This window comes from Pontibacter deserti (assembly GCF_023630255.1).
In the GTDB taxonomy this organism is placed as follows: Bacteria; Bacteroidota; Bacteroidia; order Cytophagales; family Hymenobacteraceae; genus Pontibacter; species Pontibacter deserti.
This window is the reverse complement of sequence record NZ_JALPRS010000001.1, coordinates 619621-636862: the sequence shown is the minus strand read 5'-3', so window position 1 is coordinate 636862 and position 17242 is coordinate 619621. Positions and strand designations below refer to the sequence as shown.

The window sequence follows — 17242 nt, the reverse complement described above, 5'->3', positions numbered from 1 at the left end:
GAAATTAAGCGATCTCTAATTCAGTTTCCTTAGCTACTTTTTTTGACTCACGAAGCCACTGCAATTGCTCGTTAATGGCATTGGTTTCCTGCAGGCTAGTCAGTACTTTCAGGCGCATCAGCAGGGAGTTACGGAAATCGCCATCTTTAAAGCCCATCTGGGTCAAGCCATCGCGCAGTTCCTGTATAGCCTGTTTCAGCGATACCTGCGGTTGGTGGTTTGGAGCCAGTGTTTTGAACAGGTCGAAGTTTACGCGGTAAGAACGTTTATCAGGAGCTGCTTCTAAGTTTACAGATACCTCTGTGCCAGGTATAACTTCTGCTACAGCTTGTGCCAGTTCTTTTACCTGGTAGTTCCACTTGTTGCTGCCCGCATTTACTGCCAGGAATTCACCGCCATTTTCAGGAGTTCTGGTGATTGCCCATTCAATAGCACGCGCCATGTCTTTCACGTGGATTAATGGACGCCAAGGGCTGCCATCACTAAGTATAGTTATCTTGCCAGTAGATATTGCACCGGCAACAAAGTCGTTTAGTACCAGGTCCAGACGCAGGCGGTCGCTCATGCCGCAGGCAGTTGCAAAACGCAGACAAGTCACGGTAAAGCCATCACCAGCTAATGGAGCAAGTTCTTTCTCAGATGCTACTTTAGAGCGGGCATAGGCTGTTAACGGGTTTAGTTCGGAATCCTCTGTTTTAGCTTGCTCTGAAGCGGCACCATACATGCTGCAGCTCGAGGCAAAAACATAGTTCTTTACACCGGCAGCTTTCGCCATCTCAGCGATGCGTATAGTTGATCTATAGTTCACATCCAGTGTTACTTCTTCGAATTTGGTGCCCATCGGGTCATTAGAGATAGCAGCTAAATGCACTACAGCATCCACGCCTTCCAGTACTTCGGCAGGCATCGTACGCACATCGCCAAACAGTTGCTGGTCCAGTTTGCTTTCCGGCAGGAATGGAGCGTTTGTAAGGCTGGTTGCGAAATAGGCCATATCATAGCCCACAAGTATAGCTTCAGGATACGTAGCGCGCAACTGGCTAACTACGCCAGGGCCCACATAACCCATATTTCCGGTTATTAATATCTTCATGAGTAAAGGGAATTATAAATATAATTGAGGAAGGATTTCTTAGTTTATAGCGTTAGAAAGCAACTTTTGCCATACATTCCATGGCGCCTGGTTTTTCTGCCATAGCTCTTCCAGCACATGCTTGTCGCGCAGGGTATCCATTGGCTGCCAGAAACCAGTGTGGCGGTATGCTGCAAGTTCACCTTCTTTGGCTAACTGCTCCATTGGCTCACGCTCCCAAGTGGTGTTATCGTCTTCAATATAATCGAATACACCTGGCTCCAGTACAAAGAAACCACCGTTTATCCATGGCATATCGCCACCTGTCGGCTTCTCCTGGAACTGGTTGATCTTGGTTGCATCTGATGACAGGTTGAAAGCACCGAAACGGCCTGGCTGCTGTACAGCTGTAAGTGTAGCCAGTGTTCCTTGAGCTTTATGATATTCAATGGATGCGGCAATATCCACGTCGCTCACGCCATCGCCATAGGTCAGGCAGAAGGTTTCGTTACCAACATATTCTTTCACACGCTTCAAGCGGCCACCAGTCATGGTACCTTCACCGGTATCAACCAGCGTTACTTTCCACGATTCAGTGTTGTTACGATGCACTTCCATGCTATTCTTGCGCATGTCAAATGTTACATCGGAGTTGTGCAGGCAGTAGTTTGAGAAGTATTCTTTGATCATATGGCCTTTGTAGCCGCAGCAGATCACGAACTCATTTATGCCATAGTAAGAGTAGATTTTCATGATGTGCCACAGGATCGGTTTGCCGCCTATTTCCACCATTGGTTTTGGTCTGATGCCGCTTTCTTCGCTGATCCGGGTTCCGTAACCGCCTGCAAGTATAACTGCTTTCATAAGTATAAGGGTTTTTTATTAGGTTGAGATGTTTTAACCGCATGAGGCTTAATCAATCTGTACATTCAGCTTTTGTTGCGGTCGGTAATTGATACGGTGATTGCTATATTTTGATGTATGAAATTTTACTTTTTTTGTATCGCATCTTCCTAGACGGCTGTTTCGACAGGTTCTGCGATCTTTAAAGCATCTTTTTTTGAAGTATAAAACTGCATAGAGGTAACTATGCAGGTTTGTTTCGGATAAAGTATGGCACTGTTGTTTCGCCGAGAATGGCACAGCCTAGTATAGTGCCGGAGTACACAGCGCCGGTAGTGGCTATAATTGGTTTTATAACGGTAATAATGTTCTATGTAAGAGCCATACTTCATCTTACATTATCAGGTACTACATCTTATCCGGTAATAGATTCCTGTACGGAGCTTTTGCCTACCATACGCTGCACAACCAGCTTTAAAGCAAGAGCAACAAACAGGCTGTTGGTAACCAGGTAGCGTTTCCAGAGGCGCTTTGGCTCCTGCCACAGCCTGTATACCCACTCCAGCGATAAATCACGCGCCCATTTCGGCAAGCGTTTCTCCAAGCCTGCAAAAGTCATATAAGCCTGGCCAACGCCCAACATACAGGCATTAACTTTACCTTTGTGCTCTGCCATCCATCGTTCCTGCTTCGGGCAACCTAAGGCTACAAACACCAGATCAGGATTCGCATCATTTATCATGTTTACGATAGCTGTGTCTTCAATGTATGTCAGTTTACGGAAAGGTGGTGAGTAATAACCAGCTATTTTGAGCTTTGGGTGCTTTTTCTTTGCTGTTTCTACTACTGCCTCCAGCACATCATCAGTAGAGCCATAAAAGTATACCGATTTACCACGGGCTGCGGCCTGCTGCAGAAGTGCCGGCAACAGGTCCATACCTGCCACTCGGTCCTGCTGCTGCCCATATAGCATTTTCATAAGCTTGGAAAGGGGACCACCATCTGGGGTAGCCACATCCGCGTTATTAAGTATGTTGTTAAAGTCTCGGTCTTTGTAGGCTTCTACCAGCATGTGCACGTTGGCAAAACAAACATAGCTCGACTTTTTGTGTTCACTAAGCCAGAACACCTGCTCAACAAAGTTTTTAAAAGAGCCAGCCGTAATATCAGCTGTAAGTAACCTGCGCTTTAATTGTAAGGGTGGTGTAACGGCAGGCGAAGTATAGGTATCATTAGTAAGCATTTTTCTCACCTTTAATCATATTCCAAACGGTCAGGAAAATAATTTTCATGTCCATCATAAAACTCCAGTTCTCCATATATTTTACATCGTACTCTACGCGCTTCTCCATCAGGTGCACTTCCTTGGTCTCGCCTCGGTAGCCGCTAACCTGTGCGTAACCGGTAATACCTGGCGTTACGAAATGGCGCATTTTATACTTTGATATAACTTTTGAATAATGATCCAGCTGTGATACCAGGTTCGGACGCGGCCCAACAACTGACATGTCGCCTAGCAGTACGTTAAAGAACTGTGGCAGTTCATCTAAATTTGTTTTGCGCAGGATACGGCCAATTCTGGTAATACGCGGATCGTTTTTAGTGGCTTGTAGTTCGGTTTGCGTGTTCACGAACATCGTACGGAACTTATAGCATACGAACAGCCTGTTCTTTTTACCCGGACGCAACTGTTTAAAGAAGATCGGGCCTTTTGATTCTAACCTGATAAGGAGTGCAATAACCGGCAACACGATCGGGAAAATCAGCAGGATAACAGCCAGTGAAAAGGCAATATCGAATACACGCTTAATAGCACGGTTTGTAACCTGCTCCAGCGGCTCTTTGCGCACACTTATCATCGGGATGTTATGATAGAAGTATAAGTTTACATCCTTCTGCACGATGGCACTGAAATCAGGCACTATACGGAAGTATACAAAGTTATCGTCGCAGAAAGCTGTCAGTTCATCTACCTGCTCTTTGTTGTTAAGCGGTTTTGTGTAGTATATTTCGTCAATACCGTGCTGCAGGCAATACTCCTGAAGATCATTCTCCGAACCTTTTACCAGGTTATAATATGGGCTGTTTACATCTGCTTCATCATCAAAGAAGCCCATAAACTTTGTACCTGGGTTTTCATCATTACTGAAAGTATGGTACAGGTTTATAGCTGCCTGGCCACTGCCTACTACCACAAAGCGAGAGTAAGCCATGTCTGATTTAGTAAAGTAACGGCTTAACTGCATAAACATTAACCGGCTGAAACCAATTAGCAGCGCAGTTGAGATGTAAGTATACAGCAGTAAAAGGCGCGAAATTTCTTCCAGGTTGAAGATTACAATACAGCTTGCAAGTATAAAGGCATGTAATACAAAGGCATTAATCAGGTTAGCCAGCTTTTTACCAATTGAAAAGAAACCATCAATGCGGAATACAAAGTTTGAAAAGCCGGAAACGATCCACCATACCAAAGCAAACAATACAAAAAACACGCTGTACTGATGATCTAATGCTACTGTACCGTACCTGAAAAGATTTGATAAGTTAAATGCAAGGGCTATTAGGGCTACATCCAGAATCAACAAAATAATCCTGTTGAAACTATAGTAATGCTGATATTTATTCATGTTTAGAGTCGCTGTAAAAATTTTACCATATAATTCTGGTCATTTTATCGAATAAAGTTCTGCATGCTAATACTGGCAACATGCTTTCCAACATCACATCCGGCTTCTCCGGACACTTTAGGTTTAAGCGATAAAATTTAAATAGTATACTATAAGATTTTGCCTGCACTGGTGAGACGCTGCCAGCTGCTTCCGTTCCCTGTGCTAAGCTGTCTAAATTACGGGTGACCCTTCTGAATGGTTTAGTGTTTTCTTGATATTTATTAAAAAATTGGAATTGACTAATAGATGGGTTTCTTTATATTAAAAACCTCTAATATTTATCCTAATAGCAAATTCAAAACTTTTTTATTCTAATCCACAAGGAATTATACAGTTGTTTACCCTAAATCATCAATTATAATATTCCGTGAACACTATATTTAAGAACAGGTAATTGAGTTAAAAAAATTATCAGCTACGAGGAAAAAAGTGCAGGATCAGATATAAAGCAATAGGTGGTTTATAGTTAAATTTTTGAATTCTGTTCTTACAAGAGGTTCAACAAACAGCTCTTCAGCATCTCTTGCATCATCATCTTTATTAATTAACTAAGTAACAAGAAGGGAAACAATAAACAATATTATATTTATTAAATCCTAATTTATACTTAAGTACAAGTTATGAAGAGTAGCTCTAAAAAATCCTTAAACTACATTAACTTATAGTTCACAACAGCACCACAACTTGCTTTAAATAATAACTATCACCACGTTAGCTTCAATTTTTATAAAATTTTATCAGCCGTTTAAACTTATTATTTCTAATTTTGGTTTGTCAGTCATTGTGAATTTATATTCTCATTTACTTATAATATTACAATTCACAAACAAAGACTCAGCAAAGGCTGATATTTTACTTTTACTGATACACCTATACTTGCTATTACAGCGAATAAAAAGCTAAAGGCAAGGAGTGTGGTGCTTTAAGATTAGTGTTTTAGCAACACTACCTGCAGGTACAACACAAATAATGATTCAAATTGAGCTGCTTGGCGTGGCTCACTCTGATTGACTTTAAATACAATTAAAAAAACTGCTTCTGTAATAAAACTATACAACTTTTAGCCAATGCAGCCATTTTATAAAGGCAGATTATTGCCATTCCTTGTCCTGTTTTTCGGGATGTGGTATAGCAATGCTGCTGCCCAGGATTGTAAGCCTGAAATAACTACACCAGAAGGAACAGCACTTTGTAATGGTGCGAGCATATTGTTGCAATCATCTGCAGCTGCCACTTATACCTGGTCTACAGGCGAGACAACTTCCAGCATTAAAGTAACCAAGCCCGGCACTTACTGGGTAAAGACTGTAACAGAAGATGGCTGCGAGGCTACTTCTGAAACTATAACCATAGCCGGCGCCCCGGATGCCAGTATCAAAGACCCGGAATATCCCGAGCTTAACTTCACCTATTGCAGCTACTCCAGCAGTTCGTCCAGCTTTAGGTTCACGCTCAACATCGAGAATACCTCTACCACAAAAGAAACAAATAAAGAATATCACATTAACTGGGGTGATGGCAAAACCAGCACCTTCGGCAAAGACTTTGACAGGACAACCCACACCTACACAGCAGGCGGAGGCTATGATATAGTAGTAACTGTAGTTGGTGAAAATGGCTGCTCAACCAGCACTACAAAACGAATGTTTGTGGGCAGTAACCCTGGTTTAGGTATCTCCAGTGACGGCAACAACACCCAATGCGCCCCTGCTACTTATCGCTTTAAAATTACCGGCGTAGAGGGTAACTCTCCTGAAACAGTTTATACTTTCCAGTTTGATGATGGCACCCCGGCTATAACATACAAGCATAATGAACTGCCAGCCGACCGTTACATCGAACACACCTTCAACGAATCATCGAAAGACACCGAATTTGGTTTTACTCTAACCGGTTACGCCAAAAACCCATGTAGCTCTTCGCGTGCTACCTTCTCAGGTATTCGTATTTCAAAAGGTCCTGAAGCCGATTTTGCTGTGGGTAATGGCACCTCGCTGTGTGTTAACCAACCTGTAAACCTGCAGAACCTGACCAAGAGCGGTTACGATGCAACAAACAATACAGAAACTTACCAGAGCGAGTGGACGATTGAACCTGCTACCGGCTGGCGTTTTGTTTCGGGTACAACAGCTACATCAAAAAGCCCTAAAATAGTATTTACACTACCTGGCAAATATAAGCTTACCTTAACAGCAAAATCGCTGGATACCAGCCTTTCGTGCGGTTCGAGTTCTAAAGAACAGGAAATTATAGTTAATGAGCCTCCAAAGGCAAATTTCACGCTTCTACCTTCCTCTTCTGACAACTGTACACCAACTATTTTCAAGACCCAAAATACATCAGCAGGTGACGGTGTTGTTTACAAATGGGAAGTTTCTCCTGCAACTGGCTGGGCGTTTGCTGTTGGCTCTACTGCAACTTCCGAAAACCCTGAGTTTAACTTTACAAAAGCCGGCGATTATACTATAAAACTGACAGCTACAAACGAGTGTGCCCCGGCAAGTATAAAAGAAGAAAAGATAACTATACGTAGTAAGCCTGTTGTTACGCTACCTGCAAACAAGGTATACTGCGGTCCGCAAACTATAGCTTTTACTGCTGATAACGCAGCTCATAAACCTACTTATGATGCCCAGTCCGGAAGTATAACCGGTTATAAATGGACAGTAACCGGTGATCATGCTACCGAATTTGTATCAGGAAGCAGCACATCGGCTAACCCTAGTATAAAGTTTACTGAAGCAGGTTTATATATTATTAGCGTTGTGGCGATAAACGAATGTGGTGAATCGGCACCAGCTACACAGCAGATAAGGATTGATGCTTTACCAGAAGTGAAAGCAACCGTTGCTACTCCTGCGCTTTGCCTTGGTGCAAGCACAACAATTAGTGTAACGGGTGCTGATACATACACCTGGGCTCCTTCTGAAAGCTTAAGCGCTTCAACGGGTAGTACCGTTACTGCAAAACCAACTAAAACCACAACCTATACTATCACCGGCAAGAACACTGCAACAGGCTGTACCAGCACAACCACTGTTACTGTAGTGGTAAATGAGCCGCCTAAAGTTGAAGTGACAGCTAATGTTGCTGAAATATGCGAGGGTCAGGGCCAGGCTATACTTACTGCCACTGGTGCCGACCGTTATACATGGTCTCCGGCAACAGGCCTTAGCGCTACAACCGGTGCAAACGTAACGGCTACACCAACTCAGACTACTACTTACACCGTTACAGGCTTTGATGAGGAAACTGGCTGCAGCACTACAAAGCAGATAACTGTTAAAGTTAATCTGTTACCTATAGTAAGTGCAGGTGCTGATATAACAGTTTGTAACAAACCAGTTGCTACCAGGCTTATCGGTAGCCCGGCTGGTGGTACCTGGAGCGGCGAGCACGTAACTGTAGATGGCACCTTCACCCCTCCTACTCAAACAGGTATTTATACTTTAACTTATACTTACACCGACCTGAAAGGCTGCAGCAACTATAGCACCATGAAGGTTACGGTAAACGAAGCACCTGTTGCTGATGCCGGACAAGACATCACTGTTTGCTTAAACAGTGGAAGCTTTGCCCTGAAAGCCAGCCCGGCTGGTGGCATCTGGAGCGGGTCGCAGCACGTATCAGCAAACGGTACATTTACGCCGGCTGATGCAGGCACATTTACGTTAACCTATACTTATGGCACAGGCAGCTGCGAGACTAAAGATCAGGTTGTAGTTACTGTTAACGAATTACCAACTGCACCTAAAGTAGCTACTGCAGAGACACTTTGCCCTGGCTTTGGCACAACACTGCAGGTACAGAACCCGGTTGGTAAACTGGCCTGGTACGATGCTGCCACTGGCGGAAAACTTCTAGGCGAAGGTCCTACATTAGAGACACCAGCACTAACTACTACCACTACCTATTATGTAGAAACAACTATAGAAGGTGGCTGTACCAGCGTACGTACGCCTGTAAAAGTTACGGTACGCCCGGCTACACCAGCTCCAACAGTAGCTCCTGTTACACTTTGTGGCCCGGGCAGCGGCGCTACACTTGTTGCACAGGGCAATGCCACTATTTACCAGTGGTTTGATGTGGCTACTGGCGGTACAAAGCTATTCGAAGGCCGCTCATTCAGTATTGCATCTGTAAACGAGAGCAAAACATACTATGTGCAGGCTGTTATAGAAGGTTGTATCAGCCCGCGAACAGCAGCAACTATAACAGTATTGGATGTTATCAGCAATAATACTGTAAAAGAGGTAGCGGAGATCTGCGCCGGACAAACACCTGCGTTATTACAAGGCTCTACTCCTACCGGTGGTGATAACAGCTATACTTACTATTGGGAAAGCAGCACACAGTCGGCAACAACTGGTTTCAGCAGAGTGGCGGGAGCTACTGCCAAAGATTACCAGCCTGGTGCGCTTTCTATCTCTACCTGGTTCCGCAGAGTGGCCGTTTCAGCATCGTGTTCGCACGTGTCTGAGCCGGTTAAGGTTAGCGTTACACCTGTTATTGCCAACAATACAGTATCTAAAGATGCAATTTACTGTGTAGGAACGGAAGCAGATCAGTTGAACGGAAGCGAACCTACAGGCGGTAATAAAACTTATACTTACCTGTGGGAAATGAGTACTACCGGCGAGAACGGTAACTATACGGCAGTCACAGGCATCAACAACGAGCAAAACTATAGCCCGGGCGCTGTAGCTCAAACTACATGGTTCCGCAGAAAAGTTACCTCAGGTACCTGCCTGGTAAATATTAGTCAGCCTGTCAAGATCATGATCTATAAACCGATCATTAACAACACCATTACAGGCGAGCAGACAGTTTGTGCCAATGCTATTCCGCAGGTATTGACAGGCAGCCAGCCGGAAAATGGTAACGGCACTTATACTTACCGTTGGTTAATGAGCACAGATGGTACTGAGTTCGTACCGGCTACAAGCCAGAACAATGGTATTAACTATGCAGTTGGAGCACTTACTAAAACTACCTGGTTCAAGCGTGAAGTGACAGGCGGACCTTGCGGTGCCAGCATCAGCAATACCATCAAGATCCATGTAAACCCGGCAATCACTAACAACATCATCTCTAAAGACCAGGTGATCTGTTTCGGTACGGAGGCAGCTATACTTACAGGCAACCAACCAACAGGCGGCGATGGTAATTATACTTACCGTTGGATGGCCAGCACAACAGGTGCCGATGGCGCTTACAAGCCAGCATCTGGTGTAAACAACCAGCCAACCTATACGCCGGGCAAAGTAGCAGCTACCACCTGGTATAAGCGCGAAGTATTATCAGCTACGTGCGTGGATGTATCTCCTGCTATCGAAGTAACGGTTGTTCCGCTTCCGGTTGCACCAGCAGTTGCTCCGGTTACTATTTGCGAGGGTACTAAAGCGACACTTACTGTTGCAGCTGCGGGTAACTATAACTGGTATACTTCTGCTACTGCCACAACTCCGGTATTTAATGGCCGCAGTTTTGTAACACCGGAATTGAGCCTGACAACTACTTATTATGTAGAAACTGTAAATGCCAATGGTTGCGGAAGCTCTGATCGAACAGCAGTAACAGTAACTGTAAACAAGAATATCACAAACAATACTCTGGTAGCACCAACAGCAGCAATCTGTGCCGGCCAGACACCAGCTATACTTAAAGGTACCCGTCCGGAAGGTGGTAATGCGCTTAGCTATACTTACCGCTGGGAAAAGAAAACCGAAGGTGTAGATGCCGACTTTAAAGTTATTACCAATGCTACTTCAGAGGCTTACCAGCCTACTGCGCTAACTAAAACTACGTGGTTCCGTCGTGTAGTTGTTTCAGGACCTTGCTTTGAGAATGTGAGTGAAGCGGTAAAAGTAGAAGTATTGCCGGCACTGGAAAATAACACTCTGGCTGCTGCAGAAGCAATCTGTGAAGGCGAAACACCAAAACTTCTAATAGGCTCTGCTCCAACAGGTGGCAACAGTACTTATACTTATAGTTGGGCCTATAGCGAAAACGGCACTTCGTTTACAATAATCCCGAACAGCAACGTGAAGGATTACCAGCCAGGTAAACTGACAAAAACTACATGGTTTAAGCGTACGGTTGTATCAGGTCCTTGTGCGCAGATAGAAAGTGCTCCGGTGCAGGTTGTAGTTAATCCGGCTATAGTTGCCAACACCCTTACGGCAACACAAACTATAGTTTGTGAAAACGAAAAGCCAGGTATCATCAACGGTTCCAGGCATGCTGGTGGCATCAGCACTTATACATACCTATGGGAGATGAGTACCGATGGCGTAAACTATACAACTGCAGCCGGTGTGAACAGCAACCAATCGTACCAGCCTGCTGCCTTAACACAAACTACATGGTTCCGTCGCAAGGTAACATCCGGCAAATGCTTCGATTATTCAGCAGCTATTAAGATTGATGTTAACCCGGTAATTGCAGATAATACCATTACAGAAGAACAAGCGATTTGTGTGGGCTCTGCTCCAGCTATACTTAAAGGTTCAGCGCCAACAGGTGGCAACGGCAACTATACCTACGAGTGGCAATACGCAACTACCAATACGCCTGCTGCCTTTAACCCGGTTGCTGAGAACGGCAGAAGTGCAGATTATCAGCCAGGTGCACTATTCACGACAACTTACTTCAGAAGAGTTGTTACCTCAGGTGCATGCTCGCATGTATCGAATGTGGTGAAAGTTACAGTATCTCCGCAGATAACTAAGAACACAATCACAGTTGATCAGACGATTTATGCAGGTCAGCGCCCGGCACCGTTAACCGGCTCGTTACCAGCAGGTGGTAATAGTGCTTATACTTACCTGTGGGAGGTTAGTACGGATGGAAGAACCTACACAACTGCTACCGGCCTGAACGATGGTAAAAACTATTCGCCGGGAGTGCTGAACGCCGATACCTGGTACAGAAGACGTGTATATTCCGGTGGTTGCGAAAGCATCTCAAATCCGGTTAAGATCACAATCACAAAAGGTATTTCGAATAACAACATTCAGGCCGACCAAGTGATCTGCTTCGGCAATACGCCAAAACCACTGAAAGGCTCTACTCCGGAAGGTGGCGAAGGAGACTACATTTACCAGTGGCAGTATAAGACCGCTGAGCCGGGCTCAACTTGGGTATCTGCAAAAGGAACAAGCAATGGCATTGACTATGCACCGCCAGCACTTACGCAGGATACATGGTTCCGCAGAGTTGTCATTTCAGGTCAGCGTTCAGATAACAGCCAGGAAATAATGATCACGGTGAAGCCAGCCATGAGCAACAACAAGATCAGCACTAACCAGACGATCTGTTATGCTTCAGCGCCATCTACCTTAACAGGCTCTATGCCAGCAGGTGGAAGCGGCAGCTATACTTACCTGTGGGAATACAGCACCGATGGCCCGGACAAAGGTTTTACTACCGCACCGGGAGCAAACAATGGCCAGAGCTACACGCCAGTGCCTCTAACCCAGAAAACCTGGTTCAGAAGAATTGTAACTTCTGAGTCTTGTGACAGATTGATAAGTAATGCTGTGGAAATAAGTATAAACCCGCAGCCTGCAGCACCAACAGCACAAAAAGCTATAGTTTGCGCAGGCAACAGCACTACTTTAACAGCAACTGGTAAAGGCGGAAAACTGGAGTGGTATGCTTCGGCCAGCGAAGGTTTACTGCTAGGAACAGGCAGCACCTTTAAAACGCCGGCACTTACACATACTACCACTTATTATGTGCAGGAAGTATCCCTTTCATGTGCCAGTGAGCGCAAAGCGGTAACAGTAACTGTAACAGAGCCATCTGCTGATGCCGGTCCGGATAAAACGATCATCAAAGGCAGAAGTACGCCTCTGGAAGCAACCGGTGGCGATACCTATACCTGGTCTCCGGCTATTGGCCTGAGCAACCCGAATATAGCAAACCCGGTGGCGACACCAGAAACTACCACTACTTACACGGTAACAATAACTACGGCAGGTGGCTGTGTATTTACCGATGAAGTAACTGTGACCGTGCTGCCATTCGTGGAAGTACCAAACACCTTCACCCCGAACCGTGATGGTATAAATGATACTTGGGAAATAGCGAACCTCAAGAAATATCCGAACTGTAAAGTACAGGTATTCAACCAGTGGGGTACTATGGTGTTCCAGTCAAACGGGTACCAGTCGCCGTGGGACGGCCGCTTTAACGGGCAGGAATTACCACTTGCAACATATTATTACATCATTCAGCTGGAGCCGGGTGAGAAACCATTATCAGGAAGTATAACAATCGTTAAATAAAGTATATGCAAAGACTTTTAGCCTTAGGATTTGTGTTACTGCTGGCAAGCCAGGCAATGGCCCAGCAAAAACCACAGTACACGCAGTACTCCAACAACAATTACTTGCTTAACCCGGCCATTTCCGGTATAGAGAACTATGCTGATCTGAAACTGGGAACAAGGCAGCAGTGGTCTGGCCTGGAGGGTGCTCCGCAAACGTACTACGCTACATTCCATATGCCAATTAATAAGGATATGACTGCCTCGTACAGGGGCGGGCGTATGGGTTCTGCAGCAAAAGAGGAAACCACCAAAAAGCCAAACAGGTACAGACGTATTCGTCCGCACCACGGCATAGGTGCCATGGCAGCCAGCACAAAAACTGGTCCCCTGAAACGCGGAAGCCTGAGTTTTAGCTATGCCTATCATCAGCCGCTTACCAAATCGTTACGTGTAGCAGCCGGCGTAGCTCCGGGCCTCATCCAGTACAGCTTGGACCCGGGCACTGTAAACACGGCGCAAGGTAACGACCCGGCAATTTATGACGGCCGCGTAAACGAAACCAAGTTTGATTTGAACATGGGCTTATGGTTGTACTCTTATAACTTTTACGTAGGGGTATCAGGGGCACAGCTGGTACCAAGCAAGCGTAAGTATATTAATGATGGCACTCCGCAGGGTAGCGACGGAAGTCTGCAACAGCATTATTTTGCCACTGCTGCTTACCGCTTTGATGTGATGTCCGGCCTCGCTGTTATTCCTTCAGTAATGGTAAAAATGGCACAGCCAAGTCCTGTTTCGTTCGATGTTTCAGGCAAAGTGCTTTATGCTGACAGAATATGGGCAGGTGCGGCTTACCGCCACAACGAATCTATCACAGCCATGGCAGGCATGAACATCAGCCACTTGTTTGATCTGGCATACTCTTACGATGCAAGCACTTCACCACTTGGCCAGGCCAATGCAGGCAGCCACGAAGTAGTGTTAGGTTTTAAGCTTCGTAATACACGCAGGATTATTTGCCCGGAGTGGGCGTGGTAACTAGTCATTAACTAAGATTAAGGTATAGAAGGACAGCTGGCGCTGTCCTTTTTGCTTTACTACAAGTATAACTTTTAAATAAGATTAAAGTATAACAATATGCTTTGAACTATATAGCCATACTATGTTAAGAAGGATTATAGGAATTGTGCTTGCCTTGCTCTTCATCAGCTTTGCTGCCATGCAGTATAATGACCCAGACCCGGCACTTTGGGTCTCCATCTATCTGGTTGCTGCCACGTTGAGCATTTTAGCTGCCTTTGGTAAGTTACCACTTATTGTAATGGCATTAGCCTGTGCTGCATGTGTGATAGGCGCATTTTACATCTGGCCGGAAAAATACGAAGGTCTGGAAGTAGGCGGTGGCGATATCAAAAACATTGAAGAAGCCCGTGAGGCTTTGGGTCTGCTCCTGATCGGACTGGTTATGTTCCTGTATGCAATTATGCCGGGGCGGGCTAAAATAGCACCATCTACCCCACTGACGCAAAAAGGCTGATCCACCAGATCAGCCTTTTCTTTTTATACTTGCTAAACTTTAAACTTCCTCCGCTTTAAAGCCGGCTTTTTCAACCGTGCTTTTAATTTCTGCGGCATCTACTGTTTCAGATTTCACCTCCAGGATCTTGTCCGGGTTGTTGGTGTCTACCTCCCAGGTTACTCCTTCCAGCTTGTTCATGTGTGGCGTTACCGCTCTGATGCAGCTTCCGCAGTTGATGTTGGTTTTGAATTTATAGGTTTTCATATTTAACATAATTTACTAACTAAACACTTATTTTAACTTCACTGTACGTAATCTTAAGCTATTGGCTACTACCGATACCGAACTGAAGGCCATGGCCGCACCTGCAATCATCGGGCTGAGCAGAAATCCTGTGAATGGGAACAACAGACCTGCTGCTACAGGTATACAGATCACGTTGTAGAAAAAGGCCCAAAATAGGTTCTGCCGTATTGTATTTACTGTAGCTCTGGATAATTTTATGGCTGCCGCTACCTGGATCAGTTCAGAACGCATCAGTGTAATACCTGCTACATCCATGGCAATGTCAGTGCCCTGCCCCATGGCTATACTTATATCGGCAGTGGCTAGAGCTTGTGCATCGTTTATACCATCCCCCACCATGGCTACATGCTTACCTTCCGACTGCAGTTGCTTAACAAAATCGGCTTTATCATTTGGCATTAGCTCTGCCTGGTAATTTCTTATACCAACTTGTCGGGCCACCGCAGCAGCTGTCTGCTTGTTATCACCGGTCAGTATGTATACTTCCAGACCAGCCTCCTGCATGGCTTTTATACCCTGAGCAGCAGTTTCTTTTATAGGGTCTGCTACTGCAAACACACCCAGTGCGCGTTGCTCATCTGCAAAATAGATTATCGTTTTAGCATCCTCCTGCAGCTTTATAGTTGTGGATGCCAGTTCCTCAGATATTTCAATACCATGCTGCTGCAGTAGTTTATGATTACCGGCATAGTAGCGTCTGCCTTTAAAATCAGCTTCTATTCCCATACCTGTCAGGCTGCTGAAATAATCCGGCTGCTGCACCTGCAAACCAGCTTCTTTATAGTAAGTATAAACTGCCTGCGCTATCGGGTGCTCCGACTGCGCTTCCATGGCATAAAAGTATACTTCCAGTTGTTTTGCATCCTGCACATCACTGGCCCAGATCACATCCGTTACTGTTGGCTTACCCTGGGTTATAGTTCCGGTTTTGTCAAGTATAACAGCATTCACTTCATGGGCGCGCTCCAAGCTTTCAGCATCTTTTATAAGTATACCATTTTCAGCACCACGGCCTACTCCTACCATTATGGCAGTAGGCGTTGCCAGGCCAAGGGCACAAGGGCAGGCAATTACCAGTACCGAAATCATCGACAAGAAACCTTCCGTTAAGTATGCTTCACCACCCAATACGATCCAGGACACTAGGGTGAGTATAGCTATACCCAGCACGATTGGCACAAAAATTCCGGCTATCTTATCTACCAGCTTTTGTACAGGCGCCTTGCTGCCCTGCGCTTCCTGCACCATTTTTATGATGTGCGCCAGCATGGTTTCGCCGCCAGTCTTTACGGCTGTAAGCTGCACGCTACCTTTCTGGTTTATAGTTCCGGCGAACACCTTATCACCGGGCTGTTTCTGCACCGGCAATGGTTCGCCGCTCAGCATACTTTCATCCAGGTAAGTGGTACCGGCTACTACTTCACCATCCACAGGTACGCGGTCGCCGGGCAATAACACCACCCTGTCTCCTACCCGTACTTCTTCAATTTTTATCTCCAGCTCAGCACCATCCCGGAGTATACGCACTGTTTTGGGCTGCAAACCCATCAGCTTTTTAATAGCTTCAGAGCTTCTGTTTTTAGCTCCTTCTTCCAGGTACTTTCCTAAAAGTATAAAAGCTATGATTACCGCTACAGCTTCGTAGTAAACGTGTGGCATTAGACCTCTGCTCAGGAAGAATGCAGGATACAGGGTATTAAACACACTGAACACAAAGGCTATACCTGTACTCAGTGCTACCAAGGTATCCATATTGGCGCGGCCATGCTTTGCTTGTGCCCATGCTCCTGTAAAGAACCGCTGTCCAGCCCACAGAAGTATAGGTGTGGTAAGTATTAGCATGGCCCAGTTGCCCCATGTAAAGACCCCATGAAAGAACATGCCCAATATAAAAACCGGCAGAGCCAACACACCGGCCACAATTGTTTTAATTTTCAGGGCTTTGATCGCTTTTGCCTCACGCTCTTCCAGTTGTTCCTGCGTCTGGGTTTCTATCAGTATGTCAAAACCTATTTCCTGTACCGTTTCACGCAACTGGCTTGGGTTAACCAGGTCCGGTTCGTAAACTACCTGCACACTTTTACCGGCAAAGTTCACACTGGCCTCTGCTACGCCTTCACGGGCACGCAGCATGCTTTCTATACTTGATGCACAGGAGGCACAGGTCATTCCTTCTACCGGGTAGGTAGCTTTTTCATAGTTGGTATGTGTTAATGTTGCCATTCGTGTTCTGCTTTTATCACTTTACAAATTTACACACACTCCACCCCGTAGCTGTTACACATTTGTTCCTATGATTTACAGATTTTTGGGTAATCCCTGCTCCGGCACAATTTCTTCGACATCTAAGGTTCTTACAACCGGATTTCTTTATTTTTAAAAGGAGGTTTAGAAGCGTATATCGGCTATTGTGCAACTTGTAAGCTAAGTTCAGGTCATCATTTAATTATTTACCAAATAAATGGAAAGCGTACCCAACTTAGCCTGTTACTTTAAAGTAAGATATACCTTAACCAGAAGAAGTAACTCACAACCACCAGCTTACCAGTAATGTAACT

At 45.3% G+C, this 17242-nt stretch carries 9 protein-coding genes; 3 read left to right on the top strand and 6 right to left on the bottom strand.

Features of this window, described 5'->3' with window-relative positions:
• Positions 1-4: 4 nt before the first annotated feature.
• The 4 genes from MJ612_RS02705 to MJ612_RS02690 form a co-directional block, all read right to left on the bottom strand.
• Complete coding sequence (locus tag MJ612_RS02705; protein WP_187029200.1) at positions 5-1093, bottom strand: NAD-dependent epimerase/dehydratase family protein; 1089 nt, start codon at positions 1091-1093, stop codon at positions 5-7.
• 39 nt (positions 1094-1132) lie between these two features.
• A complete protein-coding gene (gene rfbF / locus MJ612_RS02700) occupies positions 1133-1936 on the bottom strand; it encodes a glucose-1-phosphate cytidylyltransferase (RefSeq protein WP_187029198.1) in 804 nt (267 codons plus the stop codon).
• 394 nt (positions 1937-2330) lie between these two features.
• Positions 2331-3158 carry a WecB/TagA/CpsF family glycosyltransferase gene (locus tag MJ612_RS02695; protein WP_187029196.1) on the bottom strand — a complete coding sequence of 276 codons (828 nt, stop codon included), beginning with the start codon at positions 3156-3158 and terminating at the stop codon, positions 2331-2333.
• Positions 3148-4542 carry an undecaprenyl-phosphate glucose phosphotransferase gene (locus tag MJ612_RS02690; protein ID WP_187029194.1) on the bottom strand — a complete coding sequence of 465 codons (1395 nt, stop codon included), beginning with the start codon at positions 4540-4542 and terminating at the stop codon, positions 3148-3150. Before MJ612_RS02690 ends, MJ612_RS02695 begins: the two co-directional genes overlap by 11 nt.
• 1109 nt (positions 4543-5651) lie before the next feature.
• On the opposite strand from MJ612_RS02690, the gene MJ612_RS02685 reads away from it, so the two are divergent.
• The 3 genes from MJ612_RS02685 to MJ612_RS02675 all read left to right on the top strand — a co-directional run bounded on the left by MJ612_RS02685 (position 5652) and on the right by MJ612_RS02675 (position 14396).
• The gene (locus MJ612_RS02685; protein WP_187029191.1) at positions 5652-12875 is read left to right on the top strand and encodes an Ig-like domain-containing protein; all 7224 of its coding nucleotides are present in this window, start codon (positions 5652-5654) and stop codon (positions 12873-12875) included.
• A gap of 5 nt (positions 12876-12880) precedes the next feature.
• Positions 12881-13897 carry a PorP/SprF family type IX secretion system membrane protein gene (locus MJ612_RS02680; protein ID WP_187029189.1) on the top strand — a complete coding sequence of 339 codons (1017 nt, stop codon included), beginning with the start codon at positions 12881-12883 and terminating at the stop codon, positions 13895-13897.
• A gap of 124 nt (positions 13898-14021) precedes the next feature.
• Complete coding sequence (locus MJ612_RS02675; protein ID WP_187029187.1) at positions 14022-14396, top strand: transmembrane 220 family protein; 375 nt, start codon at positions 14022-14024, stop codon at positions 14394-14396.
• A 39-nt stretch (positions 14397-14435) separates the two neighbouring features.
• On the opposite strand, the gene MJ612_RS02670 is transcribed toward MJ612_RS02675, so the two are convergent.
• Positions 14436-14642, bottom strand: coding sequence for a heavy-metal-associated domain-containing protein (locus MJ612_RS02670; protein WP_187029185.1), 207 nt, complete (start codon positions 14640-14642; stop codon positions 14436-14438).
• 27 nt (positions 14643-14669) lie between these two features.
• Positions 14670-16907, bottom strand: coding sequence for a heavy metal translocating P-type ATPase (locus MJ612_RS02665; RefSeq protein ID WP_187029183.1), 2238 nt, complete (start codon positions 16905-16907; stop codon positions 14670-14672).
• Between the last annotated feature and the right edge of the window lie 335 nt (positions 16908-17242).